Source organism: Kribbella antiqua (genome assembly GCF_004345665.1).
Lineage (GTDB): Bacteria > Actinomycetota > Actinomycetes > Propionibacteriales > Kribbellaceae > Kribbella > Kribbella antiqua.
On record NZ_SLWR01000007.1, the window covers coordinates 123,739 to 148,675 of the forward strand.

Here is a 24,937-nt window from a genome sequence, read left to right on the forward strand (position 1 = left end):
TGTGTCAGGTCCGGGCGGCGGCGAGGATCTTGCGCCAGACCTTCTTGTAGGACTCCAGTCCGTCGGCGGCCAGGGGACCGGACGGGCCGGCGGTGATGGAGACGCGCTCGGGGATGGTGCCCCAGACCGGGATGTTCTCCTCGGCGTACTGCTGCATCGCTTCCTGGTAGCTGCGGGTGTAGGTCCGCGCCGAGCAGATCACCAGGCCGACCGGGATGTGGTCGGGCACCAGGTCGAGCACCGCTTTGACCCGGGGTGTCTCCACGCCGCCGATGCGGGTCGGCAGGACCACGATCCGGGCCCGCTCGAGCGCCTTGTTCAGCAACCGCTCGTGCGACGGCGGCATGTCGACGATGCCGATGCCCTCCGGCGGCACCTTGTCCAGCGCCTTGTTCAGCAGGCGCTCGGTCGGCGCCTCCTCGATCTCGATCCTGGCCAGGTGGTCGTCCTCGGAGTCGGCGACCCAGTCGGCAGCGCTGCCTTGTGGATCGGCGTCGACCAGAGTGGCTGTGCGACGGTTGGAAGATGCCAGCGCGGCCAAGTACACCGACGTGGTTGTCTTACCGACCCCGCCCTTCAGTGCAGCTGTCACGATGATCATGGGACCGAACTTACCCGGTTTTGTCCGATTTCCGGCGTGTCATCGGCGTTGCCTGCCCACTTCGTGATAGTTGCCCCCGGCGCCGAACAAGCTCAACCACGCTTGAGAACGCCTAGCAGCCTCAGTCAGCCTGTTTGCGGATCACCTCGATGAGGGCGCTGAGGCCTTCGGGGCCGTGGCCGGCGGCGTCGGCGCGGGCGAAGAGGGTGGCCAGGGCACGTGGCATGCCGGTGTCCAGGCCGACTTGCTCGAAGGCAGCGGCGGCGTGTTCGCTGCCGACGGCCTGCATGTGCAGATTGTTCTCAGCGCCCGGGTATTCACCCTTCTCCAGCTCGGCAGTGAGGATCTTGAGGAACCCCATCGGCCCGTCGTCGGTGAGGTCCGCGAGCAGACCGGCGGCGTACGGCCTGAGCTGCTCGGGGCTGACACCGGCCGTACCGACCAGAGCGGTCGAGTAGAAGTAGCTGACCAGCGTCGTCCAGAACATGTTCAGCATGGCTTGGTAGTAGAGCATCGCCAGGCCTGGATCCGCGCCCATGTAGTCGACCCGGCCCAGCACCGACAGGGTCTCGCGGTGCTGGTCCACAACGCCTTCGGGACCGCTGTAGAAGGCATAGGCACCCGGCTGGCCGATCCCTGGTGGCGGGACCATGATGCCGCCGGTCACGAGGGTCGCACCGCGCTCGGCCGCCCACTCGCTCGCCGTACGCAGCCGATCCGGGCTGTCGGAGCTGAGGTTGACCAGCACCCGGCCGGTGAGGTCCGCCTCGGCCAGCGACTCGTTCATTGCCGCGTAGTCGACCTGGCTGATCACCACGAGGTTGCTGGCGGCCACCGCTTCGGCCGCGGCCGGCGCCACCACTGCGCCACTCAGGCTCGCCGCCCTGCCCGGAGTCCGGTTCCAGACGGTGGTCTGGTGGCCGGCAGCAAGGAAGACCTTGGCCATGGTGGATCCCATCGCGCCGAGGCCGATCACTGTCACTGCTTCTCGAGAACTCATGCGCCGATCGTGCGAGAGCCCGCTACGGGTTTACTACGGGTATGTACTTCGGGGTGCTCGGTCCGCTGCTGGTGCGGACCGACGGCGGCGAACCGGTCGCCATCCCCGACACCAAGGTCCGGACGCTGTTGCTCGACTTGCTGGTTCACCGCGGTACGCCGGTCTCCGCGGATCGCTTGATCGACGACCTCTGGGGCTTGCGGCCGCCGCGCAACGCGACTGGCACCCTCCAGGCCCGCATCTCCCAGTTGCGTACGGCGCTCGACCGGGCCGAGCCAGGCAGTCGCGCACTCGTCACCCACGGACCGGCCGGCTACACCCTGACCGCTGAAGTTGTCGACAGCAACATCTTCGAACAGCTAATGGCGAGCGGCCGGCTCCGCGAGGCGCTCGACCTCTGGCGCGGACCGGCGTACGCCGACGTCGCCGACCACGAGTTCGCCCGCGCTGCTCGTGACCGTCTGGAGGAGCTCCGCCTAGTCCTGCTGGAACAGATCGCCGACCTCCCCGGTCTGACCGAGCTGGTACGTCTTCACCCGTTGCGGGAACGACTTCGCGCTCTCCACATGCGCGCTCTGTACCGGGCCGGCCGTCAGGACGAGGCTTTGCGCTCGTACGACGAACTCCGCATGGCTCTGGCAGACGAGCTCGGCGCTGATCCCGGACCGGAGCTCGTCGAGCTGCACGCGGCGATCCTGCGTCATGACGGATCCCTGCAGCCCATACGACTGCCCGCTCCACTCAACGACCTGATCGGCCGCGGTGAGCTGCTTGAGGAAGCGTCCACGCTGCTAGAGCGGAACCGCCTGCTCACCTTCGTGGGACCAGGAGGCGTAGGCAAGACCCGACTGGCTCTAGAGCTCGGTCGTCACCAGACCGGCGATGTGCGGCTGGTCGAACTCGCCCCGCTGCGGCAGGGCGACGTACTGGAAGCACTGGCGGCCGCACTGGACCTCCGTGACGAGTCGGGCGACCTGCTGCCGCGTCTGGCCGAGTCGCTGAGCTCTCGGCAGCTCCTGCTCATCCTGGACAACTGCGAGCACCTGGACGTGGCAGACGTCGTACGGCGCTTGCTGAGCTCGGCACCCGGGTTGCGGGTGCTTGTGACCAGCCGGGAGCCGTTGGGACTGCCTGGTGAGCGGCTGCTCGGCGTACCACCCCTGGAGCTGCCGGCGGCAGCCGAGCTGTTCGCTGCGCGGGCCGGGGTAGATGCTTCAGAGCAGGTCAAAGCAATCTGCCGGCGGCTGGACGGTATCCCGCTGGCGCTAGAGCTCGCGGCTACGCGCGTACGGGCGCTTGGAGTGCAAGGGCTAGCGGATCGGCTGGATGACCGGTTCCGGTTGCTGTCCGGTGGTCGCGGCGTACCGGAGCGGCAGCGGACGCTGCGGGCCACCATCGACTGGAGCTGGGACCTGCTGGACGACGAGGAGCGGGCGATGCTTCGGCGGTTGGCTGTGCACGCCGGTACCTTCTCGCTGGAGGCAGCCACCGAGGTCGGGCAGAACGACGCACTGCTGGCTCTCGTCGACAAGTCGCTGGTCGTCGCGGTGGATGGACGATACCGGCTGCTGGAGTCTGTGGCGGCGTACTGCCTCGAGCGGTTGGTGGAGGCTGGTGAAGAGGTGGAGACCCGGCAGCGGCATGCGGCCTTCTACCTCAGGCTGGCTGCGCAAGCAGAGTTGCGCGGACCGGACCAGCGCAGTTGGTTGCACCGGCTCGACCAGGAGGCAGCCAACTTCCGTGCCGCCCTGGACGCGGCTCCCTCACTCAAGCTGGTCAATGCGCTGGCCTGGTACTGGTACCTCCGCGGGCGCTTGGGCGAAGCACGCCGCTCCATCGCCGCGGCACTCGCCGTACCGGGCCAGGACGCCGCAGACCGCGCGACTGCGACTGTCTGGCAGGTCGGAATGACTGCGACCGATGCCAAGGGCAGCAACCTCACCGCAGCGGCTGAGGAGGCGCTGACGCTCGCCGGCGACGACCCGCGGGCGCTGTGGTTCCTGACCATGACGCAGTGGGCGTACGGCGACCCCGTCGTACTGATGCAGCGGACCGAGCGGGCGATCGAGCTGTTCACCTCACAGGGTGACCGCTGGGGCCTCGCGGCTGCGCTGAGTACGCGCGCACAGCTCAACATCGTCCACGCCGACCTGCATGCAATGCTGCGGGACGGTCACCGGAGCCTGGAGCTGTTCGACGAGCTCGGCGACGACTGGGGCCGGCTGCAGGCGACGTACTCGCTGATCGTGGCGGCCGAGATCAGCGGCGACTACCCGACGGCAGTCCGCTATCTCGAGGACGCCGTACGCCGTGCGGAGGACCTCGGACTCTGGACCGAGGTCTCCTTCCGGACCGCCGGCCTTGGCCGCATCGCGTACCTCACCGGCAACTACGCGCGGGCCGATGAACTGCATGAACGTGCGCGGCGACTGGCGATCGAGCAGTCCAACAAGTCGGCCGAGGAGTACGCCGAGGTCGGCCTAGGCCTGACCGCCCGCCGCCAGGGTCGCCTGGACGACGCCGAGGCCCACTTCACCAAGTGGCTCGACTGGCTCACCCAGATCGGCGGCACCCCCGGCATCGCCTTCATCCTCACCCAACTCGGCTACATCGCCGAACAACGCGGCAACTTCACCAGAGCCCAAGCCCTCCACCAACGCGCCCTCGATGCAGCCCGAACCGTCGGCGACGAACGAGCCATCGCTCTCGCACTGGAAGGCCTGGCCGGCGCCACGGAAAACCCCGACCAGGCCCAAGCCTTCCTCACCAAAGCCGAAGCCCTCCGCGCAAAGGTAGGCGCACCCCTCCCACCCGCCGAACACTTCGACATCAACCGCATTCGATCCCGCCACGACGACAGATGAGTACTGCAAACTGTTGGAGTTTGTAGTTACTTCCCGAGCCAGGCATTCACCTTGGACTCGTTGTCCTTGACCCATTTTTCCGCGGCCTGGTCCGGCGTGAGCTTGTCGACGGCGATCATGCGGGCGACATCGTTCTGGTCTTCGTTGGTCCACTGGAAGTTCTTGACCAGGGTGTACGCCGGGCTGCCGGAGTCGGCGAACTTCTTCGAGACGATCTTGTCCAGGTCGTACGGCGGGTAGTCGCAGGCGATCTTGGCCGGGACGGCGTCGCAGCCGGCTTTGTACGGTGGCAGGTTGATCTTCACCAGGTTCATCTCGTTGAAGAACCACTGCGGCTGGTAGAAGTACGCCAGCAGCGGCTTCTTGTTCTTCTCCGCATCCCGGAACGCCTGGATCAGCGCGGTCTCGCTCCCGCTCTGCACCACCTTGTAGTTGAGCGACAGGTTCTTCACCAGCGCCTCGTCGTTCGTCACGTACGACGGATCGCCGTCCAGCAACTGTCCCTTGCCGGAAGACTCCGAGGTCTTGAACAGAGCGGCGTACTTGTTCAGGTTCTTCCAGTCCGTGATGTCCGGGTAGGTCTGCGCCATCCACGGCGGCACATACCAGCCGATCACGCCCTTGACTCCGGTGGAGCCGGCCTCGACCGCGACCTGTTCCTGCTCGATGTACTTCTTCTTCAGGTCCTCGTGACCCCAGTTCTCCAGGTTCACGTCGACCTCACCGGTGCCGAAGCCCTGCCAGGCGATCTCTTCCTTCAGGTTCTTCTTGACCACCTTGCAGCCGAGGTCCTTGGTCGCCACGTACGCGACCACGGCCGCGTTCGCCTCGTACCCGACCCACGGGCTGACGGTCAGGTTGAACGTGCCGCACTCCTTGCCGCCGGTGGTGGCCGGCGTCTCCGCACCGACCTTCTCGCCACCGCACCCGGCCAGCGCGAGCGCGACGGCCGTCAGGACACCGGCGTACCGGAGTTTCTTCACCGCTTTTCTCCTCTACCTTTGAATTGCCCCGTACGACGAGCCGCGGCCTGCGTGACCCGGTCAAGCAGAACGCCGAGTAGGACGATAGCCAGTCCGGCGGCCAACCCCTTGCCGTACAACTCGCTCTGCGCGAAGCCGGCGGCCACGCCGTACCCGAGGGCACCCGCCCCGACCAGGCCGCCGACGACGACCATCGACAGGACGTAGATCAGACCCTGGTTCACCGCCAGCGTGATGGCCCGGCGAGCCACCGGCAGCTGCACCTTGCTGATCACCTGCCAGGTGCTCGAGCCGACCGAGTTCGCCGCCTCGACCGTCGCGACCGGCACCGCCTTGATGCCGTCAGCAACGATCTTGGTCGTCACCGGTACGGCGAAAACGACAGCAGCCGCGATCGCGGTGAACCGGCTGGTGCCGAAGAGCGCGAGGAACGGCACGAGATACACGAACGGCGGCATCGTCTGCCCGGCGTCGAGCACCGGCCGAATCCAGGTGTCCACGCGGTGGTTGCGTCCGGCCCACACACCGAGCACGAGACCGACCGCGACCACCACAACCGTCGCGAGCACTGTCGAAGCCAGCGTGATCATGCTGTCGTGCCAGACTCCGGTTGCCACCAGCAACAGCAAGCACACCGCGGCCGGCAGCGCTCCACGCCAGCCCCCGAGTACGGCGGCCAGCGCGACGACCACCGCGGTGACGAGCCACCATGGCGACCCGGTGAGCAACGCCTCCAGCGGGTTCAAAAGCCCGTTGGTGACGGCGTCGCGGACGCCGTACGTGAAACCGCCGAAGACGTCCTGCACCCAGGTGGTCACGTCCGAGGTCACGACCGCGATCCGCGAGCCGACATTCGGCGAGGATGGGAACTCGGCCGCCCACACGTAGGTGCGAGAGAACCAGATCGCCACCAGCACACCGACCGCGCCCGCGCCGAGGAGGACCTTGCGGCGGATGCTCGCCGTACGCCAGGGCCGGTCGCCGGCCGCGGTGGTGACGCGGTCGAGCACGATCGCGAGTACGACGATCGCCAGGCCGGCATTGAAGGCAACGCCGACATCCAGCGTCTGCAGGGCCTTGAGCACGGTCTGCCCAAGACCAGGTGCGTCGATCAGTGCGGCGACGGTCACCATCGACAGCGCGGCCATGATCGTCTGGTTGATGCCGACGACAACGGTCGATCGCGACATCGGCAGCAGCACCTTGGTCAGCGTCTGCCCGCGCGTCGACCCGAGCGAACGCGCCGCTTCGACGCTCTCCGGCGGGACCGAACGGATCGCGTGCGCGGTCAGCCGGACGGCCGGCGGCGCCGCGTAGATCAGCGTCGCGATCGTCGCCGCGGCCGGCCCGATCGCGAAGAACAACGTCAGCGGCGCCAGGTACACGAACGTCGGCAGCGTCTGCATCAGGTCCAGTACGAGCGTCGCGACCTTATAGGCCCGATCCGACAACCCGGCCCAGATGCCGAGCGGGATCGCAACCAGCAATGACAGCAGGACGGCGGCGATGGTCAGTGCGAGCGTGTCCATGCTCTCCTGCCACAACCCCTGCAACCCGACGAACCCGAGCCCGGCCGCCGTCAGCACCGCGACCTTCCAGTTGCCGAAGGCCCAGGCCAAGTACGCCGACACCGCGACCACACCGAGCCATCCGATCACCGGCACCGGCCGGTCGAACGACGGCTGCGAGATCACGTCCTGAAGCAGTACGACGAAGTGGTCGACCGCGATCCGGATCGCGTCGAAGAAGGCGTTGCCCTGACCGACGTCGTCACGGTGCTCGGTCAACCAGTCGTGGAAGCCCGTCGTCTCCTGGCCGCCCAGGACGAGCGTGTTGACGCCACGGAGGACGAAGTACGCCGCGACCCAGACGAGCAGCAGTACGCCGACGACCACGCTCCGGCGAGGTCGTCGTACCTCGATCTCCATGTCGCTCGTGATGGCAGCCATCAGTTCGTGTCCGCGACGACGGCGAGGATCTCCTCGTCACCGATCACGCCGAGCAATTGGCCGCCGGCCACCACCTTCACCGGGCGATCCGCCTCGAGAACCAGCCGCGTCGCCTCCCGGACCAGGACGTCCGGGCCGAGCTCGGGCCCGTCCAGGGGTTCGTCGGGTCGCGGTTCGCGGCAGATCCAGCGCAGGGTGAGTACGTCGGCCCGCTGCACGTCGCGGACGAACTCGCGGACGTAGTCGTCGGCCGGGGCGCCGACCAGTTCGTCGCCGGTGCCGAGCTGGACCGCGGCGCCGTCGCGCATCAGCAGGATCCGGTCGCCGAGCTTGAGCGCCTCGGACAGGTCGTGGGTGATGAACACCATCGTCTTGCCGACCTCGCGGTGCAGGCGGACGACCTCGGTCTGCATCTCGCGCCGGATCAGCGGGTCGAGCGCCGAGAACGGCTCGTCGAACAGCAGTACGTCGGGGTCGTTCGCGAGCGCGCGGGCCAGGCCGACGCGTTGCTGCATGCCGCCGGAGAGCTGCTCGGGGTAGAGGTGCTCGTTGCCGGCCAGGCCGACCAGGTCGATCACCTCCTGTGCGCGCCGGCGGCGGTCGGGCTTGCTCTCGCCGCGGATCTCCAGGCCGTACGAGACGTTGTCGATCACCTTGCGGTGCGGGAGCAAGCCGAAGTGCTGGAACACCATCGAGAACTTGCTCCGCCGCAGGGTCCGCAGCCGCTTCTCGTCGGCGGCCCGGAGGTCCTCGCCCTCGAAGATCAGGCTGCCGGCGGTCGGCTCGATCAGCCGGGTCAGACAGCGGACCAAGGTCGACTTGCCGGAGCCGGACAGGCCCATGACGACGAAGACCTCACCCGGAGCGACGTCGAAGCTGAGGTCGCGGACGGCCGCCGTACATCCGGTCTGGTGGTAGAGCGCGGCGCGGTCCAGAGCGGCCAGGTCGGGGCGACGCGGCACGCGCTGAGCCTTCGGACCGAACACTTTCCACAGGCCCTCGATCGACAACAGCGCGTCGCTGTCCTGGACCCCGGGATACTCGAGCTGAGCGGTCACTGGATCACCCTCGCATCCCCGCGCACGGATTCGTCGTGAACCGCGACTGTATCCAACCCACAGTCCCCCGGCGCGGTCCCGGGTGTCTGAAAGGTCAACTAGGGGTGTACGGCGGTGCCTCGCCCCAGCCCCAGTGTGGGACCGGGGCCTTCGGGGGCGGGGTCGCGCCGGGCTGCGAGTTGGCGAGCGCGATCCGGGTGCCCCACTCGACGTACGCGACGAAGGCCGAGCGGAACTCGGGATCGTCGGGCAGGCCGGCCGGGTCGGCGCTGGCGGCGATCAGCGCGGCCCAGCGGGACCGTTGCTCTTCGGTCAGCGCGAGACCGAGGTGGTGGGACAGCATGGCCGGGTAGCCGCCGAGCTCGTCGGTGTACCGGCTGTGACCGCGGAAGACCTCGCCCAGCCAGATCGCCACGTGCTCGCGATGCTTGTCGCTCATGTGCGCGAACACCGGCGCGAGCAGCGGATCGGCCAGCACCTTGTCGTAGAAGACCTCGGTCAGCCGCAGCAGCGCCTCGTGCCCGCCGGCCCATTCGTACAGCGTCGGAGTCGTCATGTAATCATGTAATCACGAGAACAGGGCATCGGCCACGGCGGCCAGCTCCAGCTCGATCCGGGTCGCTCCGTCCGCGGTGAACCAGAGCACGTTCTGCAGGATGCGGCCCGCCGTCCACCCGAGCGCGCGGTCGCGGTCGATCCCGGTCACCTCGAGCATCAGGTCGAAGCGGTCCCGAATCGCGCGCCGCAGATCACCCGTCGCGACCAGGTCGTCCCATCGGTTCCACAACACCGGGAACACCTCGAACCCGGGATCCCCGGCCAGCGGCTTCGGGTCAATCACGAGCCACGGCTGCCGCTGTGCGGCCATCACGTTGTAGTAGTGCAGATCCCAGTGCAGCAGCCGGTCGCCGGAGTCCGGCAACAACTCCTCGACCTGCGCGACGAAACGCCGTACCAACCGCCGCTCGGCCGGATCACTCAGCAACGGGATCAGGCCTGGCGCGTCGTCGACCATGGCGCCGGCAACGTCTTCGAGCCGACGGATCCCAGGAGGCGCGGGTACGGCGCTCAGCCGGGCCAGGAACTCGGCCAGGATCCGGGTCGCGTCGACGTGGTCGGGCAGATCGTCGAGCGTCCGCGGCTCGAGCCGTTCGAGCAGCAGCGTCGAGGTCGCATAGTCGTCTTCGAGCACCTCCACGACGTCGTCCCGGTTCCAGGTCCGCAGCGCGAGAGCCTCGCCCTCGCTCTCGTCGTTGAACGGCTGAAGCTTCAGCATCGCCTGGCGACCGTCCCGCCGTACGACGGGAAGGATCAGCGAGGCTTCTCCGCTCAGCGGCTCACCGTCGACCGTCAGCTGCCACCGATCGACGTACTCCGCGACTGCGCCCGGCAACCCTGCGAGCCACTCGGCCGACTTCTCGCCGTGGTTCCTGATCAGCTTCGCCGGAATCTCGATCACCCTCGGCACAGTAGGTGGTTCGGCGGCGATGTGCTTGGGTTTTCCTCGTGAGCGAGATGGAGCGCCGGGACCGGCGGGTGCAGCGTGTTGTCGCGGGCATCTATCTGGGGATCCCGGTGGTGCTGCTGGTGGTCGTTGCGTGGATCAGCACGGCCGGGTCGCCGTTGCTGTGGCTCGGCTGTGTCGTGCCGGTCGGGATGCTGGTGATCGGCTGGATTCTGCGGCGGCGGCATCGGTACCAGCCGCGGTGGTGGGCTGGGATCGGTGCGCTGTTCGGCGCTGTCACCGGGCTGGTCGTGACGCTTTATCCACTGGCGGTGGGCGTTTGGTGGCCTGCGTTCCTGGCATTGCCGGCGCTGCTGGTGGGGATCGTCGCGGGTTCGGCGCTGGCCCGGTACGCCGATCGGGTGTTGCTGGTGCCGGTCGTGCCGGAGCTGGCGGATACGCCGTACGAGCTGATCTTCCGGCTGGGTGGGCTGCAGCTGACGGCGGTGCTGCTTGGCGCGGACAGCGTGACGATCCAGAGCCGGCCGGTACTGCGCTCACAGTCCACGGACGCGCGGACCTACTCGCTCAGCGCGATCACGGGGGTTTTCGAGGTCGCGCTCAGTGGGGTGGAGCGGCTGAAGTTCCCGATCGCGATTCCGCACCCGCCGGTGGTGACCGCGGGTCCGGCCGTCATCGTCCAGGCCTCCGGCGACGACTGGGTCCTGCCGACGAACCAGGCCTCGACCCTGATCGAGCTGCTCAATCGCCGTCGGTCCACCGCATAGCCAGCGCGAACCCGAGATCGTCGTACTGCGCGCCGGGGAAAACGTCGCCGTACAACTCACGGAACTGTGCGCGGGACAGATACCGATCACTCGCCAGATGGTCGAGCCACGGCTTGCTGTGCCAGAACCGGAACTCGAACCACGCATCCCGCCAACCCAGCCGCCTGATCTGGCGGGGCAATCCCAGCCAGGCACCGAGCAGATACATCGACCGCGGCGGCGTCGGGTAGAGATCGCAGACGTTGTCCACCACCGCGACCGTGCCACCCGGCCGGACCAGCGACTTGAGGTGCTCGAGACCGGCCCGGTAGTCCGGCAAGTGGTGCATCATCGTGTGGCTGTAGACGAGGTCGAAGCCGTTGTCGTCCACCGCGAATGCGTCGGCCACCCGGTAGTCGAGGTTCGGCCGCGGACGCTTCCGCTGGGCGATGGCGATCATCGGCTCGCTGAGGTCGACGCCGAGCACGTGCTCGTAGCTGTCGGCCAGTCGCTCAGCCGTGTGCCCCGATCCACAGCCCACGTCCAACGCGCGTTCACCACTCAGCCCCAGCCCGGCAACCCATGACGTGTGCTGCCCGGGTTGCAGGCTGACGAAGCGGTCGTAGTCCTCGGCGAAGCGGTCGAACGATGCTGGGTCGGTCATGTCGCGTACGACGCCGTACGCAGGGTGATGGTTCAGGCGGTTTCGCGTTCCTTGCGGGCGGTTTCGGCCTTCTCGGCCTGCCAGCCGTCCTCGTTCTTGCCGAGGCGCCAGTAGCCGGAGAGGGAGACGCGGTCGCGGGGAAGGCCGCGGTCCTCGAAGAGGTTCTTGCGGATGCGGAGGACGAAGCCGGCCTCACCGTGCACGAATGCCTGTACGTCGCCGGCCGGGAACTCAAGCGCCTCGACTGCCGCGACCAGACCGTCACCGCGGGCGGCGTTGCTCGCCGTACGGTGGAACCACTTCACGTCCACCTCGCCCGACCCGCCGAACTTCTGCTCCTCGGTCTCGTCCTCCACCTCGACCAGCACGGTCGCCCGCGCCCCGGCCGGCAACTGTTCGACCGCGGCACCGATCGCCGGGAGCGCGCTCTCGTCACCCACCAGCAGATGCCAGTCGGCCGCCTCGTCCGGCCCGTACGCGCCACCCGGTCCGTTGAACCACAGCACGTCACCCGGCTTCGCCGCGGCGGCCCACGGCCCGGCGATGCCTTCGTCGCCGTGGTACACGAAGTCGATGGTCAGCTCGTGCGTCTCCGCATCGAAGCTTCGGACTGTGTACGTACGCATGGTCGGCCACTGCTCCGACGGGTACGTCTCGCGGACCACGCCCATGTCCAACGGCTGCGGATACTCGACGCCTGGCTTGCCGAACAGCAACTTCACGTAGTGATCAGTGGTGCCGTTGTCCACGAACTCGTCGGCGGTCAACACGACCCGGATCATGTGCGGAGTGATCCGCTCGGTCCGGCGGACAACCGCGCGCTTGCAGACGCGGTTACGGCGGGGTGCAGGGCTGGCCACGTGACCACAGTCCTCTCAAGTTAGGTTTACCTAACTCAGGCTAGCCCATCACTCCAACGACGCTACGTTCAACGCCAGTTCACCCACTGGCTACATACAGCCCGTGTCCATGACGGCTACTGTCCGCACGCTGGAGTCCATGAGCCTGGTCTTCGGTACGCCGCGGCGCCCGGCGTACACGATCCCGCGTAAGGACCGGCTCGGCCGCTCGATCTCGTACGACGATCTCCCGGACGGCAGCGCGACCCTGTTCACCGGCCCGCCCGGCATCGGCAAGAGCCTCGAGCTGGATCGGGCCGAGGCAGTGGCCGAAGAGCGGGGCTGGACGGCGATCCGGGTGGAGGCCTCCGAGGACGACTCGCTGGAGAACCGCCTCACCCGAGCGATCAACGACGACCTCAAGAAACTCCACAGCCGGTACGGACGGCTGGGCGAACTCCGGCAGACCGTCCGTGGCCTGACCCGGCGTCCCCGCAACACCCAGTTCGGCGCGGAGATACGGGCTCTGGGCGCTCCGCTGCCGGTGCAGTTCATCGCCAAGCATCAATGGGACGCGACCGCCCACGACAACATCGGCACCACGCTGAACGACTTCGCCGACCAGCTCGCTGCCCTCGCCCGGCGCGGTCCGCGCCAGGGTCTCCTGCGGCGCCGCACCGGTCGGCAGAAAGCCGATCCGATTCTGCTGATGGTCGACAATGTCGACGCAGGCTCCAAACACGACCTCGCCGGGCTCAACGAGCTCGCCGCACATCTGCGACGGCGCGGCCTGCCGGTGCACCTGATCGCCGCTGGCGGCGCCAAGGCGGTCACATTGCTGATGGCCGCGGGCGAACCGGAGAAGGATCCGAACGAGGATGAAGAAGAGGCCGAATCCGACCAGGAGCCAGGCATCGGCACCACGGTCACGAACCAGTTCGACATCCGCGAACTCGCCCCGCTGACCGACGACGAACTCCGGCCGGCGCTGACCGAGCCGCTCAACCACGCGCGCATCCCCTACCACCACGACGCGATCGACGAGCTGCTGCGCGCCGCCAACGGCGACCCGAGCCGCCTGCGCGATCTCGCCGAGGGCACGCTCGCGCTGACCGATCCGCGAACCGGCTTCACCGTCGACGTAGCTAGGGCCGCGATCGAGCGGGTCAGTGCGCGGGCCGCGGACCTGTACCAGGGCGCCTGGACCAACTGCGACGACGCTCAGAAAGACCTGCTGGCCAAGGTCGCCGCACAAGGCCCGAACGGGCTTTGGATGCCGGCCGAGACTCAGCCCTCCGGCCCCGGCCACTGGCAGGTGATCGACCGGGCGCGCCAGAACCTGGTTGCCCGTGGCATCCTTCGCGAGGATGGCGAACGCGTCCACCTCGCCGATGCCGGGCTCCAGAACTGGGTCAATGCCCACCTCGGGCAAACCCCGGCGGCCGCACAGGGCGCACCGTCCACCAGCTCGGCGCGGGCAGTCGGCCAAAGCGCCGGGCCATCACAACCGGCGCTCGACCAGGCGAAGGTCGACCAGGTTCTCGACAGGCTGCGGAGTCCCACCGACCCGGTCCGCCGGACGGACAAGGACGGCCGTCCGATCTCGCTCGATCTGCGGATCCCCGATGGAACCTCGGTCCTGTTCACCGGGGCACCGGGCATGGGCACGAGTCTCGAACTGGATCGTGCCCAGGCGCTGGCCGACAAGCAAGGCTGGACGGCGATCCGGGTGGATGCCTCACCGCGCGAGCCGTTGGAGTATCGGTTCGTTCGTGCGATCACTCAGGATCTCGATACGTTCCGCGAGCGGTACGGACATGCCGCCGCGCGGACAACGAAAAGGCTCGTGGGTGACCTGGCCAGGCGCACGCGGAGCGCCCAGAGCGGGGCGGAAGGGCGGGCCGGCATCCCCGGAATGTTTCAGATGGTCGGCAAGGTGCAGTGGGACTCCTCGTCTCAGGACACCGTCGGCAGCACCTTGCTGGAGTTGGCGGATCACCTCGGCAAGGTCGCCGCGAAAAAGGGCGAACCGATCATGCTGATGGTCGACAACCTCGAATCCGCCTCCGATCACGATCTCAAGGCGCTGACCCAGCTCTCCAAGCGGCTGGAAGAAAATCGCACGCCGCTCTTCCTGATCGGGGCCGGCGGCGAGCGCGTCATCTCGCGGATGATGAAGGCCTCCGGCGGGCGATCCGGGGCCGAGACCACGGTGATGGAACGCTTCGACCGCCGCAAAGTCGAACCACTGGCCGACGACCAGCTCCGTCAGGTCCTCGCCGAGCCGCTCCGGGACGCCGAGATCCCGTACGACCAGGAGGCGGTCGACATCTTGGCCAAGGCGGCCAACGGCAGCCCCCGCCGGCTGGGCGACCTTGCTGCCAACGCTCTCGAGCTGGCCGATGCACAGGCCGGACTCACCGTCGACGTGGCGAAGGCTGCGATGGCCCAGCTGAACGAACGATCGAGGGTCCTGTACCAGGCCGCCTGGAACAGGTGCACCGACGCCGAAATGGAGCTGCTCAGGAAGGCCGCCCTCCGCGGTTCCCGCGGGTTGTCGACGCAATCGGTGGCGGCAGCGGACGGGCCGGGGCGGTGGGACCTCGACAACGCCGCCCAGAACCTGATCTCCCGCGGCCTGCTCCGGAAGAGCGAACACCGCATCGAGGTCGCCGACCCCGGCCTCCAGGACTGGCTCCAAACCCGCCTGGGCCACTCCGCCGCCCACGCCGGCGTAGCCCTCCCCACCGCCCCGACCGCCGCCATGAGCCAACGAATCATCAGCCAGGCCACGGTCACCGGCTACGACAAAGGCCTGACCAACGACGACAACAACCGAAAATTCAACCTCAACCGCTGAACTCCAACTCGTTGACGTCCGCGACATAAAGGCCCCGGCTCTCTGCGGCCTAGATCATCGCCTCTGCTCGGCGATCAGATCGCTGACGATGCCCCCGGCCACCCGCGGAATTCGCGCTGGCCTCTTCGGTCGCAGCGGTGGCCGCGCAAGTCCCTCAGCCACCAGCCTCTGCAGTTTGGTCGGTCCGGGCACCGGCGCGTCCCCGTCTTCTGCGCCCCTGTCTACTGCGTCCACGATCTCTCCTTCAACTGTGTCTCCACCACTGTGGAGGCACCTGGTGGGTGGTGCGAAGGGCAGATCGTGGGGCAGGTTGGGGCAGATTGGGCTTACGGCCAGATGGAGGTGATCCATTCGGGGTGGTCGATGAAGGGGTTTCGGTTGTGTTGGTAGGTGGTGTAGATGACCTCGTTGCGGCGCTTCTCGAAGGTGTCCGGCGGGTCGGCGGCGGCCCAGGCCTTCAGGACTGACAGTTTGCCGATGTATGGCGCAGTGCCGTTGCCGACCGAGTTGTTGAGTTCGAGGTCGGCGAAGCCGTCGTCGCCGGAGTAGCGGACGGCCATGTAGAAGATCATCCGGGCGACGTCGCCGCGGACGGCCGCGCGGGGGGCGAAGGAGTCGGAGTCCGCGGTGCAGCCGGAGCACTGGGAAACCGCCGTACCGCCGTTGTCGAAGTCGAGGCTGCCGCGGGCCGCGTTCACCGAGACGTCCTCGGGGCGGAGGTGGTGGATGTCGGTACCCGGGCCGGTCGCCGTACCGAAGTCGCCGTGGGACTTCGCCCAGACGTGCTCACGGTTCCAGTCGTCGGCGTCACCGCCGTTGAGGCTCTTGCTGATCGACCGGCCGGAGTAGATCTCGATCACGTTGTTCGTGTTGGCCGGGTCCTGGTCGGTGTCCTTGAGCGCGTTCCAGACCTGGTCGTAGCTGAGCTTGGTCTGGTTGGAGATGATCGTGTGCAGCGCGGACTTCAGCGCCGCGCCGGTCTTGCCCTCCGCGCCGGCGTAGTAGTCACCGGGATCCGGATCCGGGTCCGGCGAACCGCCGCCGCTGAACGCCGTCGTGCTCGTCAGACCGGCGTGGGAGAAGTACGCACTCAGCTTGCCGGTCACGGTGATCTTCTGACCGAGCAGCCCGGGGTTGCTCTGCAGCCCGTACGACGACCTGAACGCCGACGTGATCTGGACGTACAGCATCGACGACGTACTGGTCTGTGACGCCGAGTCGGCAAGCGCCAGCGCGTAGTCGTTCGGGAAGTTGCTCCGGACAACGGTGTTGGTCGCAGTCGGCTGCCCGACCACGTAGCCCTCGACGGTGGCGGTCGAGCCGTCCTGCCGGCCGATCGCCGTACTGACGGTGATCGATGCGGTGGTGGCGGCCGTCGACGCTGTCACGCCGAAGCCGAGCAGCGCGAGTACGACGGTCAGGATGAGGGCCGGACGAAGTGCACGGGAACGAAGCACGGCATCTCCCAGGGGCGGTTGGGGACCGGTCGCCGTTCAGTCTGCCCTGGTTATCCGCTATCCGAACTTCAAAAGCACTAATTTCAAGTGAAGAGTTCCAACCTCTATCCGTGGCTCCTGGCGCGGATAGAGGTTGAATCGGTGGGGCGGGGAGCGTGTGAGTGACGCTCGCCGCCCCACCTAGGTGCATGGGCCCCCATCAGCCCGCGACGCGTCGCCACGGGCTGCTCTGCCCATCCACCAGTGAGGCGCTACTGGCGGGCAGCACCCCACCGACACAGAGGGAGGTCACGCGGTCCTCCGGACGTGGCGTGAGGCGGACGCCGTTAACGGACCGTACTCAGATCACCACGCCTTGTCCATGGATCCCGGAAACTGTCTCACGCTACTGACCGGTCACTGAACGCACAGCGGACTGGTCTAGCGCACTGTCATTTCAGCCAGGCTGCCCACGCGGCGAGAGCCTCCGACGGATCGCGGCGGCCGACACCGACGCGGAAGCGGTCCGTCGGCGTCTCGGTCAGCTCGGATCGGTAGATGCTCGACGGCAGCAGCAGTAAGCCGGCCCGTTCGACCAGCTCGGCGCACATCGCCTCGACGCCTTCCGGACCGAGATAGCGCGGGAAGCAGACACACCCACCGTCGGGCGGCGTGAACTCGAACAGGTCCGGGTACCGCGCGAAGAACTCAGCGAACAGCGGCAGGTTCTCCGCGACGATCCGCCGGTTCCGGTCCAGCAAGTGATCGCGAGCTCGCAGCGCGATCAGCGCGAGCACCTCGCTCGGCGCCGAGTTGCAGATCGAGGTGTAGTGCTTGGCACGTTCGAGCTTGTCCAGTACGGCGTGATCCCGGCAGGCGATCCAGCCGATCCGCAGCCCGGGCAGCCCGTACGCCTTGGACATCACGTTGAGGGACAGCGCCGTACCCGAGAGGTCTGTTGCTTGTGGCAACGATGGTCGGTCGAGCTCGAGGCCGCGGTACACCTCGTCGCTGAACAACGTGATCCCGCGCTCGTCGCACAACCGAACCAGCCGCAGCCAGGCCTCGAGCGACGGCACAGCTCCGGTCGGGTTGTTCGGGAAGTTGACCGACACCATCCGCGTGTTCGGCCGAAGCGCGCGCTCCACCGCATCGACGTCCAGCGCCCAGCCGTCCTCGGCACGTAGCGCGACTCCGGACACCTCACACACAGCCAGCGGGATCGTCTCGGCCGCCTGGTAGTTCGGCGTCAGTACGACGAGGTGGTCGGACGGCTCGAGCAGCGTCCGCATCGCGAGGTAGATCGCTTCCTCCGCGCCGGCGAAGCACAAGATGTCCTCGGGCGCCGCATCGTCATAGGTCGCGGCGATCTCCGCGCGCAGAGCGGGCAGCCCGCGCGTCTCGGTGTAGCCGAGGGCCAGCGACTCCCACCGCTCGCGACCGTCGTCATCGGCCAGCGCGAGCAACTCGGACAAGCTGTGCGTCTGCGCGTCCGACGCGGTCAGGTGGTAGCGAGCGTTGAACTCCCACCGCGCGAAGTACGTCTCCAGCCGGAAGTCGGGCAGGGTCGGCATTTGGCCAAGTCTAGGCGGGTACGGCGACCCGGTTGTCGGTGCGCTGGGCGCGCTTGAGGCCGATCAGCAGCAGCCCGATCGAGATCGCGCCGACGATGGCGTAGGTAACTCGGCCGCCGATCCCGTCCCAGGTCGTGTGCAGCGCGACGGCGAGCGCGTACATGCCGAGGAAACCGAGGAAGTGCTTGCCGGTCGGAGCGATCACGAAGCGCCAAAGTCCCCAGCAGGTCAGCCCGGTCCAGGCCGCGTGCCCAGCCGGCGACAGCAGGCCGCGGATGAACAGTGTCTGCTCGGCGGCCCCGACGTTCCCGCCCGACTGCAGCAGCGCGACGAACGCGTACCCCATCGTCTCCAGTACGGCGAACCCGGTGCCGACCGCGACCCCGATGACGATGCCCTTGCCGAGCGAGACCCGGTACCGGTGCCCGAAGAACACCACCAGGATCGCCGGCACCACCAGCTTCGCCGCCTCCTCGATCAGCCCGACCCGGACCATCGGCAAGGTCCCGAGCCGGCGCATCGCGTCGTACTCGAGCAATCCGGCGACGACCACACCGACGACGCCGCCGAACAGCAGGCAACCGCCGAGCGTGGGACCGTCGATCAGCCAGCGGCCGGACCGGCCGGCCGCGAAGGTCACGAAGGTCAGCGGTACGACGAGCGCGCCGAGCAGGATCATCGTCGGGAAGAGGTTCGGGTTCCCGGTGTCGGTGAGGACGCCGAGGACCAGGAGGTAGAGCGCCGCGCCGATCAGGAACGTGCCGATCCACGCCCACCGGCGGGCGACCTGTTGTGCCGTCATGGGATGAATCATGGCTGGCTGACCTGCTCGCTGTCTTGCGTGTCGGTTGGCGCACGTCGGCCACGGCTGGGAGTTTGGCGTGATTGCGCCATGTCGCAGGGACGGCAGTGCTGGACAGGGCGGATCCCGGCGCCGGGATTGCAGACTCAACCGGAAGAGGTGCCTGCCCGCTCGACCTCTCGAAGGAGCCCCTTATGTCCTCCCTACGCATCGCCCTCGCGGCAGCGCTGGTGCTCGGTGCCGTCACCGCAGTCCCGGCCTCCTCAGCCCCGCCCGCGAAGGTCACCGGTACGGCGGTCACTCTGATCACCGGCGACGTCGTGGAGGTGAGCGACGCCGGCGCCGGGAAGAAGGCGGCCAGCGTACGGCCGGCGGCCGGGCGCGAGCGCATCTCCTTCCACACCATCGAGGTCGACGGCGGCCTCCGCGTGCTGCCCAGCGACGCCGTACCGCTCGTCTCGGCCGGCGTCCTCGACGTCGACCTGTTCGACGTGGACGAGCTCATCGCCGACGGCTACGGCGACTCGGCCGCCGGGGAACTCCCGCTGATCGTCAAATACTCCAGCGGCTTCCGCAGCAGCCAGTCTCTAGCCGGTACGACGACCACACGGCAGCTCGACTCGATCGGCGGTGCGGCTCTGGACGCGGCCAAGGATCAGCTGCCGGAGCTGTGGAAGTCACTGGTCGGGCCCAGCGTCCTGAGCAGTGGCGTCAGCAAGATCTGGCTGGACGGCAAGGTACGCCCGGTGCTGGACAAGAGCGTGCCGCAGATCGGTGCGCCCGCCGCGTGGCAGGCCGGCTACGAGGGCTCTGGCGTCCAGGTCGCCGTACTGGACACTGGCGTGGACGCGACGCACCCGGACCTGACAGGCAAGGTGAAGGAGGCGCAGGACTTCTCCGGCAGCCCGTCCGGGACCGTCGACCACTTCGGGCACGGCACGCACGTTGCCGCGACGATCGCCGGTACGGGTGCGGGCGCCGGCGGTACGCGCAAGGGTGTCGCGCCGAAGGCCGATCTGCTGGTCGGCAAGGTACTCGGCGACGACGGGTACGGCTACGACTCCTGGATCATCGCCGGGATGGAGTGGGCCGCGGCCGAGGGCGCGCGGGTGATCAACATGAGCCTCGGCGGTGACGCCACCGACGGCACCGACGCCATGAGCGAGGCCGTCAACGACATCACCGCCCGGACCGGCACGCTGTTCGTCGTATCGGCGGGCAACGAAGGCCAGGACGAGTCGATCGGTACGCCGGGAGCCGCCGCATCAGCGCTGACAGTCGGAGCCGTGGACCGCACGGACGCGCTGGCGAGCTTCTCCAGCCGCGGCCCGCGCCTCGGTGACGCAGGACTCAAGCCGGAGATCACTGCGCCCGGCGTCGACATCATCGCGGCGCGGGCGGCCGGCACCACCATGGGCGACCCTGTGGACAACCTCTACACAGCCGCCTCCGGTACGTCGATGGCCGCGCCACACGTCGCCGGTGCGGCAGCCCTGCTCGCGCAGCAACACCCGTACTGGAAGGCCGACCAGCTGAAGAACGCGCTGGTCAGCACCGCGAAGACCCAGCCGAACCAGACTGTCTACGCCCAGGGCGCCGGCCGGGTCGACCTCAGCCGGGCGGTCTCGCAGCAGGTGTTCGCGACGGGCGTCGCCGACTTCGGCCTGCAGACGACCACCGGCGCGAGCAGCAAGACCGTCACCTACCGGAACGACTCCGGGACACCGGTGACGCTCACCCTGTCCGTTGCCGTAAGCAACCTCGACGCGGGCAAGCCGGAGACGGACGCGTTCGGGCTTCCGGCAAGTGTCACGATTCCGGCGCACGGCAGCATCGACGTACCGGTGAACCTGGATGCGGCCAAGCTCGACCGCGGTCTGCACAGCGGCTGGATCGTTGCCACCGGCACCAACGGCGTCGTCACTCACACCGCCGTCGGGGCACTGCGGCAAGGGCCGAAGCACACCGTCACGCTCCGCGCGGTCGGCCTGGACGGCCAGCCGACAGGTGTCCCGGTCGTCTCCCTGTACGGCGACAACTCGCGCTCGGACACGCTCGCTTGGATCCCGAACGGCTCCAGCTACACCGCGGAAGTCGAGGAAGGCACCTACCTGCTGCACTCGCTGGTCGAGAACGGCGATCCGCAGAACGAGCAGGTCAGCCTGTTCACCGACCCCAACATCGTCGTCAGCAAGGACATCGAGGTGCTGATCGACGCGCGCAAGGCGGCTCCGATCACGATCGAGACGCCGAAGCCGTCGGAGCAGCAGGCGGTGCTGAGCTACTACGTGCACCGCGTGTACGGCAACGGCCGGTCGATCAGCCACGGCGTGATGCACTTCAGCACGGTCAAGCAGGTCAACGTGACGCCGACCAAGCCGGTGACGAACGGCACCTTCGAGTTCTCGTCCCGCTGGCAGCTGGTCGCGCCGATGGTCCAGGCGTCGGTGCAGGGGGTGACCGGGCCGCTCGACATCAACCTGCTGCACCAGTCGCCGTCGTACGAAGGGAAGAAGCGGTTCCCGCTCGTGTACGCCGACTCTTCGCTGAAGGGTGTGAAGGGCGCGCTGGCGGTGATCAACTCCAGCGAGGACGGCTGGGGCAACGGCAGTGAGCAGGATCAGATCGCGGCGGCCGCGGAGGCCGGCGCTGCGGCTGTCATCATCGTGCGGCCGGCGGACTGGTCGGCCTGGACAGTCTGGCGGCCGACCGGCGATCGCGAGCCGATCCCGGCGATGGTCACCACAGCCAAGGACGGCCTCAAGCTGATCAACCGCGCTCGCCAGGGCGGGGCAACCATCGACCTGACGCTGACCACCTCCAGCCCGTACCTGTACGACGTACAGCAGGTGTCGAGCGGATACATCCCGGCGAAGATCACCTACAAGGTCACGCCGTCGAACAGCGCGCGGATCACCACCCGGTACGCCGACAACGGTGGCTTCAACTGGACCAAGGAGCAGCGGTTCGGGTGGCGGCCGTGGCAGGAGTACTCCTGGAACGACTCGCAGCGGTTCGTCGAGACGCCGAAGGTGCGGGAGGAGTGGGTGACGTCGGGTGACTCGCTCTGGCAGCACCGGGTGCACCACCTCTACACCTGGGACACGATGAACCCGCTCGCCGGTGGGATGACGTCTGTGCCGCGTTCATACAAGAGCGGCCCGTCTAGCGAGACGTGGTTCGGTCCGGTGGTGCGGCCGGCGGCGGCGCCTGGAGTGCTGTCGACGCGGACCGGGGACCGGCTGTCGCTGCGGATCCCGTCGTTCGTAGACGCCGCCGGGCACTACACGGTCGGCGAGACCACGTCGCGCTCGGCGGTGCTGTCGCGAAACGGTGCGGTCGTGGCTGAGTTGCCGGACGCCTGGGAGGACGTGGTCACGTCCAGCGGCGACGCGTCGTACAAGCTCGATCTCTCGACTGAGCGGATCGACGAGGATGGCGAGTGGAACTGGGGGACTCGCACGCAGACCTCCTGGGAGTTCCGCTCGGCCAAGCAGCCGGAGGACAAGGCTGTGCCACTGTCGCTCCTGCAGGTCGACTACACGGTCCCGACGGATCTCACCGGCCGGGTATCCGCCCGCACGCATGTCGTCGGCTTCAAGGTCCACCAGCAGGCCGGCGCAGCCCGCCCGACCACGCTGCAGGCCTGGGCCTCCTACGACGAGGGCAAGACCTGGAAGCAACTCTCGGTCGTAGGTGCTCTAGGCAACTACCTCGCCGTGGTCCCGAACGCCCACGACACGGTGTCGCTGAAGGTCCGAGCCACGTCGGCTGACACAGCGGTCACCCAGACCGTCATCCGCGCGTACGGCGTGCGGTGACTCAGATCCAGCCGCGTTTGGCTGCTTGGAAGGCCAGGCCGGTGCGGGTGTCGACGCCGGCCAGGGCCATCATCCGGTCGAGCCGGCGTTGGACCGTACGACGGCTGATGCCCAGCTGGGAGGCGATCGACTTGTCCGGCACACCTGCGACCAGCAAGGAGAGGAGGAACCGCTCGGAGTCGTCGAGGCCCTCTGTGTCGCCGGAGTCCCCGGCGTGGAGCTTCACCGGTGTCGCCTGCTCCCAGTGGCTCTCGAAGAGTGCCAGCAGCGCGTCGAGTAGCTGACCGCGACCGATCACCGCGGCAGTGGGTTCGCCGATGCCCAGCTCGTCGTCCCGGACGAGCGGGCAGACGGCGGTCGACCGATCCACGATGGCCAGCCGCACTGGCAGCGTCGGCAGGGTGCGGGCCTCTTCGCCCCAGCTGACGCCCTCGGCGATGGTGTCGAGCTCACCGGGGGTCTCGAGCAGTGCCCGCTCGTAGATGGCGCGATACCTGACGCCTCGGCTCAGAGCGCCGTACTCCTCGGTGTTCTCGGCGCCCTGCATCGCCAGGGGGTTGGCGCGGCAGAACCAGAGGATCTCCTCCCGTGCGGACTCCTGCAGGTCGCGCAGGCGCTCGCGGAGCGGCTTGGCGCCGACGATCACCTCGACCAGGTGGTGGGCGTCCCGGCGACTCGCGCTGGCCCGGAACTCCTCGCTGAGCGCCGCCACGGTCTTGCGGGCCGCTTCGAGTGACTCCTGCCGGCGGAGCAACGTCGTACCGAGCGCAACGTCGGGTGGGAGTGGGCGGAACACGGCCTCATCCGCGTGCACCAGCCCTTTGGCCTGCAGCCGCTGCAGCACCTCATCCGCCTCCTGCTGCGTCAGCTCGGCCACTTCGGCCAGCTCCGTCGACCGGGCAGCAGCCAGGCCCACCAGCAACCGGTAGGCCTGCTCCTCCCGCCCATCAAGCAACGAGCCATCCTGCATCCGTTCGCCCCCTCCCGCGCGTACCCGCCACCCAACCACCCATTCCAACGTTGGCGCGACCAATTTCCCTGTCACAACCGCGCCACATCATCACCCCCCGCACCTGACACCACAGTGCCATCACACCTGGCCTGAGCCCGCGTCCCTCCCCGGTCAGCCGTTCGCGGACCTCGCCGCCGCCGAGCCTCCGCCATACAAGAGAGACCCACCATGACCCTCACCGACTACGCCGGCCTAGCCGGCCTGTTCGCCGCGGCCGTCCTAGCCCTCTGGATGCTCCTGGGCGCCCCCGACCTCACCCACACCGCGCCCACGCACCTCGCCCGCCACCGCGGCACTCCGACCCTCCGCCTCCCAAAGCCCACCCACCCAGTACGCGCAACCCGCACAAGCAAGTAGCTCAGGTAGGGATTGATCCATCGACGGCCAGTGCACGAGCGCTGGTCTCGCGGTGGAGGCGCTCGAGTTTGGTTTGGTCGTTGCCGACTGCGCTGAGGTGGGCCTCGGTGGGGACGATCACGGCTGCGATTCTGCGGCGCTTCACCGACCTGATCAGCGCGTCGAAGGCAGCTGGGTCGGTGGGCAAGTGCTCCACGAATACCTTGCACAAGACGACCCCTTCCCGTTCGGCGACTGCAGTCAACTGGTCGTGAGCTCGAGCCAGTTGGTAGCAGGTCATCGATCGGTACTGCCGCAGATACCCCACCGCGAGGGTTGGATCCATGTCGTAGTCCTTCGTGGTAGACGGGGCCGACGCCGGTGTCAGGGTCTTCACAACGCCGGCCCCGCCGATCAGGAGAACGACACCAATCTCAGCCGCCAGGCCGACCAGCCGACAGATGCAGAGACCGTGCACTGAGCAACACCCTGTGCAGAACGTGTGCACTACGGAGCAAACCTCCCGGCGAAATGGCTGTTCGCTCCGCCATCTTCCGACTACTGTGAGTGGTTCGGTCCGGAATGGTGAAGAGGCTGCATGAGTACGCCCAACGAGTTGCTCGCCGCGCTGTTGGATGAAGCTGCTTGTTCACGGAGCGCGCTTGCCCGCGACATCCGCACGCTGGCCACGGCGCGAGGGATCAGGGATGTCCGCTGCGATCATGTTGACGTCGGCCGGTGGCTGAACGGGATGGTGCCGCGCGGCGAGAAGCCTGCGCTGATCGCCGAGGCACTTGGCCGACGCCTCGGTCGTGCCTGTCATTGAGCGATCTCGGCTTTACCGGCGGACAGCCGTTGACGCTCGCGCTGTCGTTCTCCGAATCGCGCGACGCGACGATCCGAACCTCTCGCATGCTCTGGACAGAA

The 24,937-nt window shown here is 67.9% G+C and carries 20 protein-coding genes; 6 read left to right on the forward strand and 14 right to left on the reverse strand.

Going from position 1 to position 24,937, the window contains the following annotated elements; genetic code table 11:
• Positions 1 to 4: 4 nt before the first annotated feature.
• On the reverse strand, positions 5 to 601 hold the full coding sequence (locus EV646_RS20635) for a ParA family protein (RefSeq protein ID WP_132150973.1): 597 nt from the start codon (positions 599 to 601) through the stop codon (positions 5 to 7).
• Between the two features lie 121 nt (positions 602 to 722).
• Complete coding sequence (locus tag EV646_RS20640; RefSeq protein ID WP_132150975.1) at positions 723 to 1,601, reverse strand: NAD(P)-dependent oxidoreductase; 879 nt, start codon at positions 1,599 to 1,601, stop codon at positions 723 to 725.
• 41 nt (positions 1,602 to 1,642) lie between these two features.
• Between EV646_RS20640 and EV646_RS20645 the strand changes: the two genes are divergently transcribed.
• Positions 1,643 to 4,465, forward strand: a complete 2,823-nt coding sequence (locus tag EV646_RS20645; RefSeq protein WP_132150976.1) for an ATP-binding protein — start codon at positions 1,643 to 1,645, stop codon at positions 4,463 to 4,465.
• 26 nt (positions 4,466 to 4,491) lie between these two features.
• Here EV646_RS20645 and EV646_RS20650 read toward each other — a convergent pair whose 3' ends face one another.
• The 5 genes from EV646_RS20650 to EV646_RS20670 all read right to left on the reverse strand — a co-directional run bounded on the left by EV646_RS20650 (position 4,492) and on the right by EV646_RS20670 (position 9,944).
• Positions 4,492 to 5,448 (reverse strand): ABC transporter substrate-binding protein, encoded by a 957-nt coding sequence (locus EV646_RS20650; protein ID WP_132150977.1) that lies wholly within the window; start codon positions 5,446 to 5,448, stop codon positions 4,492 to 4,494.
• Positions 5,445 to 7,397: an ABC transporter permease subunit gene (locus EV646_RS20655; RefSeq protein ID WP_132150978.1), complete on the reverse strand. Its 1,953-nt coding sequence runs from the start codon at positions 7,395 to 7,397 to the stop codon at positions 5,445 to 5,447. Before EV646_RS20655 ends, EV646_RS20650 begins: the two co-directional genes overlap by 4 nt.
• A complete protein-coding gene (locus EV646_RS20660; RefSeq protein WP_132150979.1) occupies positions 7,397 to 8,455 on the reverse strand; it encodes a quaternary amine ABC transporter ATP-binding protein in 1,059 nt (352 codons plus the stop codon). Before EV646_RS20660 ends, EV646_RS20655 begins: the two co-directional genes overlap by 1 nt.
• 94 nt (positions 8,456 to 8,549) lie before the next feature.
• Entirely contained in the window at positions 8,550 to 9,011 is a 462-nt protein-coding gene (locus EV646_RS20665) for a group II truncated hemoglobin (RefSeq protein ID WP_132150980.1), read from the reverse strand.
• 12 nt (positions 9,012 to 9,023) lie between these two features.
• Positions 9,024 to 9,944, reverse strand: coding sequence for an aminoglycoside phosphotransferase family protein (locus tag EV646_RS20670; RefSeq protein ID WP_422386722.1), 921 nt, complete (start codon positions 9,942 to 9,944; stop codon positions 9,024 to 9,026).
• Positions 9,945 to 9,961: 17 nt separating this feature from the next.
• On the opposite strand from EV646_RS20670, the gene EV646_RS20675 reads away from it, so the two are divergent.
• Positions 9,962 to 10,687, forward strand: coding sequence for a hypothetical protein (locus EV646_RS20675; RefSeq protein ID WP_132150983.1), 726 nt, complete (start codon positions 9,962 to 9,964; stop codon positions 10,685 to 10,687).
• Here the strand turns inward: EV646_RS20675 and EV646_RS20680 are convergent.
• Together EV646_RS20680 and EV646_RS20685 are read right to left on the reverse strand one after the other, a co-directional pair.
• Positions 10,662 to 11,330, reverse strand: a complete 669-nt coding sequence (locus tag EV646_RS20680) for a class I SAM-dependent methyltransferase (RefSeq protein WP_132150985.1) — start codon at positions 11,328 to 11,330, stop codon at positions 10,662 to 10,664. The genes EV646_RS20675 and EV646_RS20680 overlap by 26 nt on opposite strands.
• Before the next feature lie 32 nt (positions 11,331 to 11,362).
• Positions 11,363 to 12,190 (reverse strand): siderophore-interacting protein, encoded by an 828-nt coding sequence (locus EV646_RS20685; RefSeq protein ID WP_132150987.1) that lies wholly within the window; start codon positions 12,188 to 12,190, stop codon positions 11,363 to 11,365.
• A gap of 109 nt (positions 12,191 to 12,299) precedes the next feature.
• Between EV646_RS20685 and EV646_RS20690 the strand changes: the two genes are divergently transcribed.
• Positions 12,300 to 15,029 (forward strand): ATP-binding protein, encoded by a 2,730-nt coding sequence (locus EV646_RS20690; RefSeq protein ID WP_132150989.1) that lies wholly within the window; start codon positions 12,300 to 12,302, stop codon positions 15,027 to 15,029.
• A gap of 326 nt (positions 15,030 to 15,355) precedes the next feature.
• On the opposite strand, the gene EV646_RS20695 is transcribed toward EV646_RS20690, so the two are convergent.
• The 3 genes from EV646_RS20695 to EV646_RS20705 form a co-directional block, all read right to left on the reverse strand.
• Entirely contained in the window at positions 15,356 to 16,486 is a 1,131-nt protein-coding gene (locus EV646_RS20695; protein WP_199237094.1) for an endonuclease, read from the reverse strand.
• Between the two features lie 431 nt (positions 16,487 to 16,917).
• The gene (locus EV646_RS20700; protein ID WP_132150993.1) at positions 16,918 to 18,039 is read right to left on the reverse strand and encodes an aminotransferase class I/II-fold pyridoxal phosphate-dependent enzyme; all 1,122 of its coding nucleotides are present in this window, start codon (positions 18,037 to 18,039) and stop codon (positions 16,918 to 16,920) included.
• A gap of 10 nt (positions 18,040 to 18,049) precedes the next feature.
• Positions 18,050 to 18,841 (reverse strand): PrsW family intramembrane metalloprotease, encoded by a 792-nt coding sequence (locus EV646_RS20705; RefSeq protein ID WP_132150995.1) that lies wholly within the window; start codon positions 18,839 to 18,841, stop codon positions 18,050 to 18,052.
• Positions 18,842 to 19,035: 194 nt separating this feature from the next.
• Here EV646_RS20705 and EV646_RS20710 point away from each other — a divergent pair, with 194 nt between their 5' ends.
• Positions 19,036 to 22,662 carry a S8 family serine peptidase gene (locus tag EV646_RS20710; RefSeq protein ID WP_132150997.1) on the forward strand — a complete coding sequence of 1,209 codons (3,627 nt, stop codon included), beginning with the start codon at positions 19,036 to 19,038 and terminating at the stop codon, positions 22,660 to 22,662.
• A 1-nt stretch (position 22,663) separates the two neighbouring features.
• Here EV646_RS20710 and EV646_RS20715 read toward each other — a convergent pair whose 3' ends face one another.
• Positions 22,664 to 23,632, reverse strand: coding sequence for a helix-turn-helix domain-containing protein (locus EV646_RS20715; protein WP_132150999.1), 969 nt, complete (start codon positions 23,630 to 23,632; stop codon positions 22,664 to 22,666).
• Between the two features lie 210 nt (positions 23,633 to 23,842).
• Here EV646_RS20715 and EV646_RS20720 point away from each other — a divergent pair, with 210 nt between their 5' ends.
• Positions 23,843 to 24,031, forward strand: coding sequence for a hypothetical protein (locus EV646_RS20720; RefSeq protein ID WP_132151001.1), 189 nt, complete (start codon positions 23,843 to 23,845; stop codon positions 24,029 to 24,031).
• Between the two features lies 1 nt (position 24,032).
• On the opposite strand, the gene EV646_RS20725 is transcribed toward EV646_RS20720, so the two are convergent.
• Positions 24,033 to 24,356 carry a hypothetical protein gene (locus tag EV646_RS20725; protein WP_132151003.1) on the reverse strand — a complete coding sequence of 108 codons (324 nt, stop codon included), beginning with the start codon at positions 24,354 to 24,356 and terminating at the stop codon, positions 24,033 to 24,035.
• Positions 24,357 to 24,608: 252 nt separating this feature from the next.
• On the opposite strand from EV646_RS20725, the gene EV646_RS20730 reads away from it, so the two are divergent.
• Positions 24,609 to 24,836 (forward strand): hypothetical protein, encoded by a 228-nt coding sequence (locus EV646_RS20730; protein ID WP_132151005.1) that lies wholly within the window; start codon positions 24,609 to 24,611, stop codon positions 24,834 to 24,836.
• Positions 24,837 to 24,937 lie beyond the last annotated feature (101 nt).

Coding starts and splice junctions, on each gene's coding strand:
- EV646_RS20635 (WP_132150973.1), bottom strand. CDS start 601: ATGATCATCGTGACAGCTGCACTGAAGGGCGGGGTCGGTAAGACAACC.
- EV646_RS20640 (WP_132150975.1), bottom strand. CDS start 1,601: ATGAGTTCTCGAGAAGCAGTGACAGTGATCGGCCTCGGCGCGATGGGA.
- EV646_RS20645 (WP_132150976.1), top strand. CDS start 1,643: ATGTACTTCGGGGTGCTCGGTCCGCTGCTGGTGCGGACCGACGGCGGC.
- EV646_RS20655 (WP_132150978.1), bottom strand. CDS start 7,397: ATGGCTGCCATCACGAGCGACATGGAGATCGAGGTACGACGACCTCGC.
- EV646_RS20665 (WP_132150980.1), bottom strand. CDS start 9,011: ATGACGACTCCGACGCTGTACGAATGGGCCGGCGGGCACGAGGCGCTG.
- EV646_RS20680 (WP_132150985.1), bottom strand. CDS start 11,330: ATGACCGACCCAGCATCGTTCGACCGCTTCGCCGAGGACTACGACCGC.
- EV646_RS20690 (WP_132150989.1), top strand. CDS start 12,300: ATGACGGCTACTGTCCGCACGCTGGAGTCCATGAGCCTGGTCTTCGGT.
- EV646_RS20700 (WP_132150993.1), bottom strand. CDS start 18,039: ATGCCGACCCTGCCCGACTTCCGGCTGGAGACGTACTTCGCGCGGTGG.
- EV646_RS20705 (WP_132150995.1), bottom strand. CDS start 18,841: ATGACGGCACAACAGGTCGCCCGCCGGTGGGCGTGGATCGGCACGTTC.
- EV646_RS20710 (WP_132150997.1), top strand. CDS start 19,036: ATGTCCTCCCTACGCATCGCCCTCGCGGCAGCGCTGGTGCTCGGTGCC.
- EV646_RS20715 (WP_132150999.1), bottom strand. CDS start 23,632: ATGCAGGATGGCTCGTTGCTTGATGGGCGGGAGGAGCAGGCCTACCGG.
- EV646_RS20720 (WP_132151001.1), top strand. CDS start 23,843: ATGACCCTCACCGACTACGCCGGCCTAGCCGGCCTGTTCGCCGCGGCC.
- EV646_RS20725 (WP_132151003.1), bottom strand. CDS start 24,356: ATGGATCCAACCCTCGCGGTGGGGTATCTGCGGCAGTACCGATCGATG.
- EV646_RS20730 (WP_132151005.1), top strand. CDS start 24,609: ATGAGTACGCCCAACGAGTTGCTCGCCGCGCTGTTGGATGAAGCTGCT.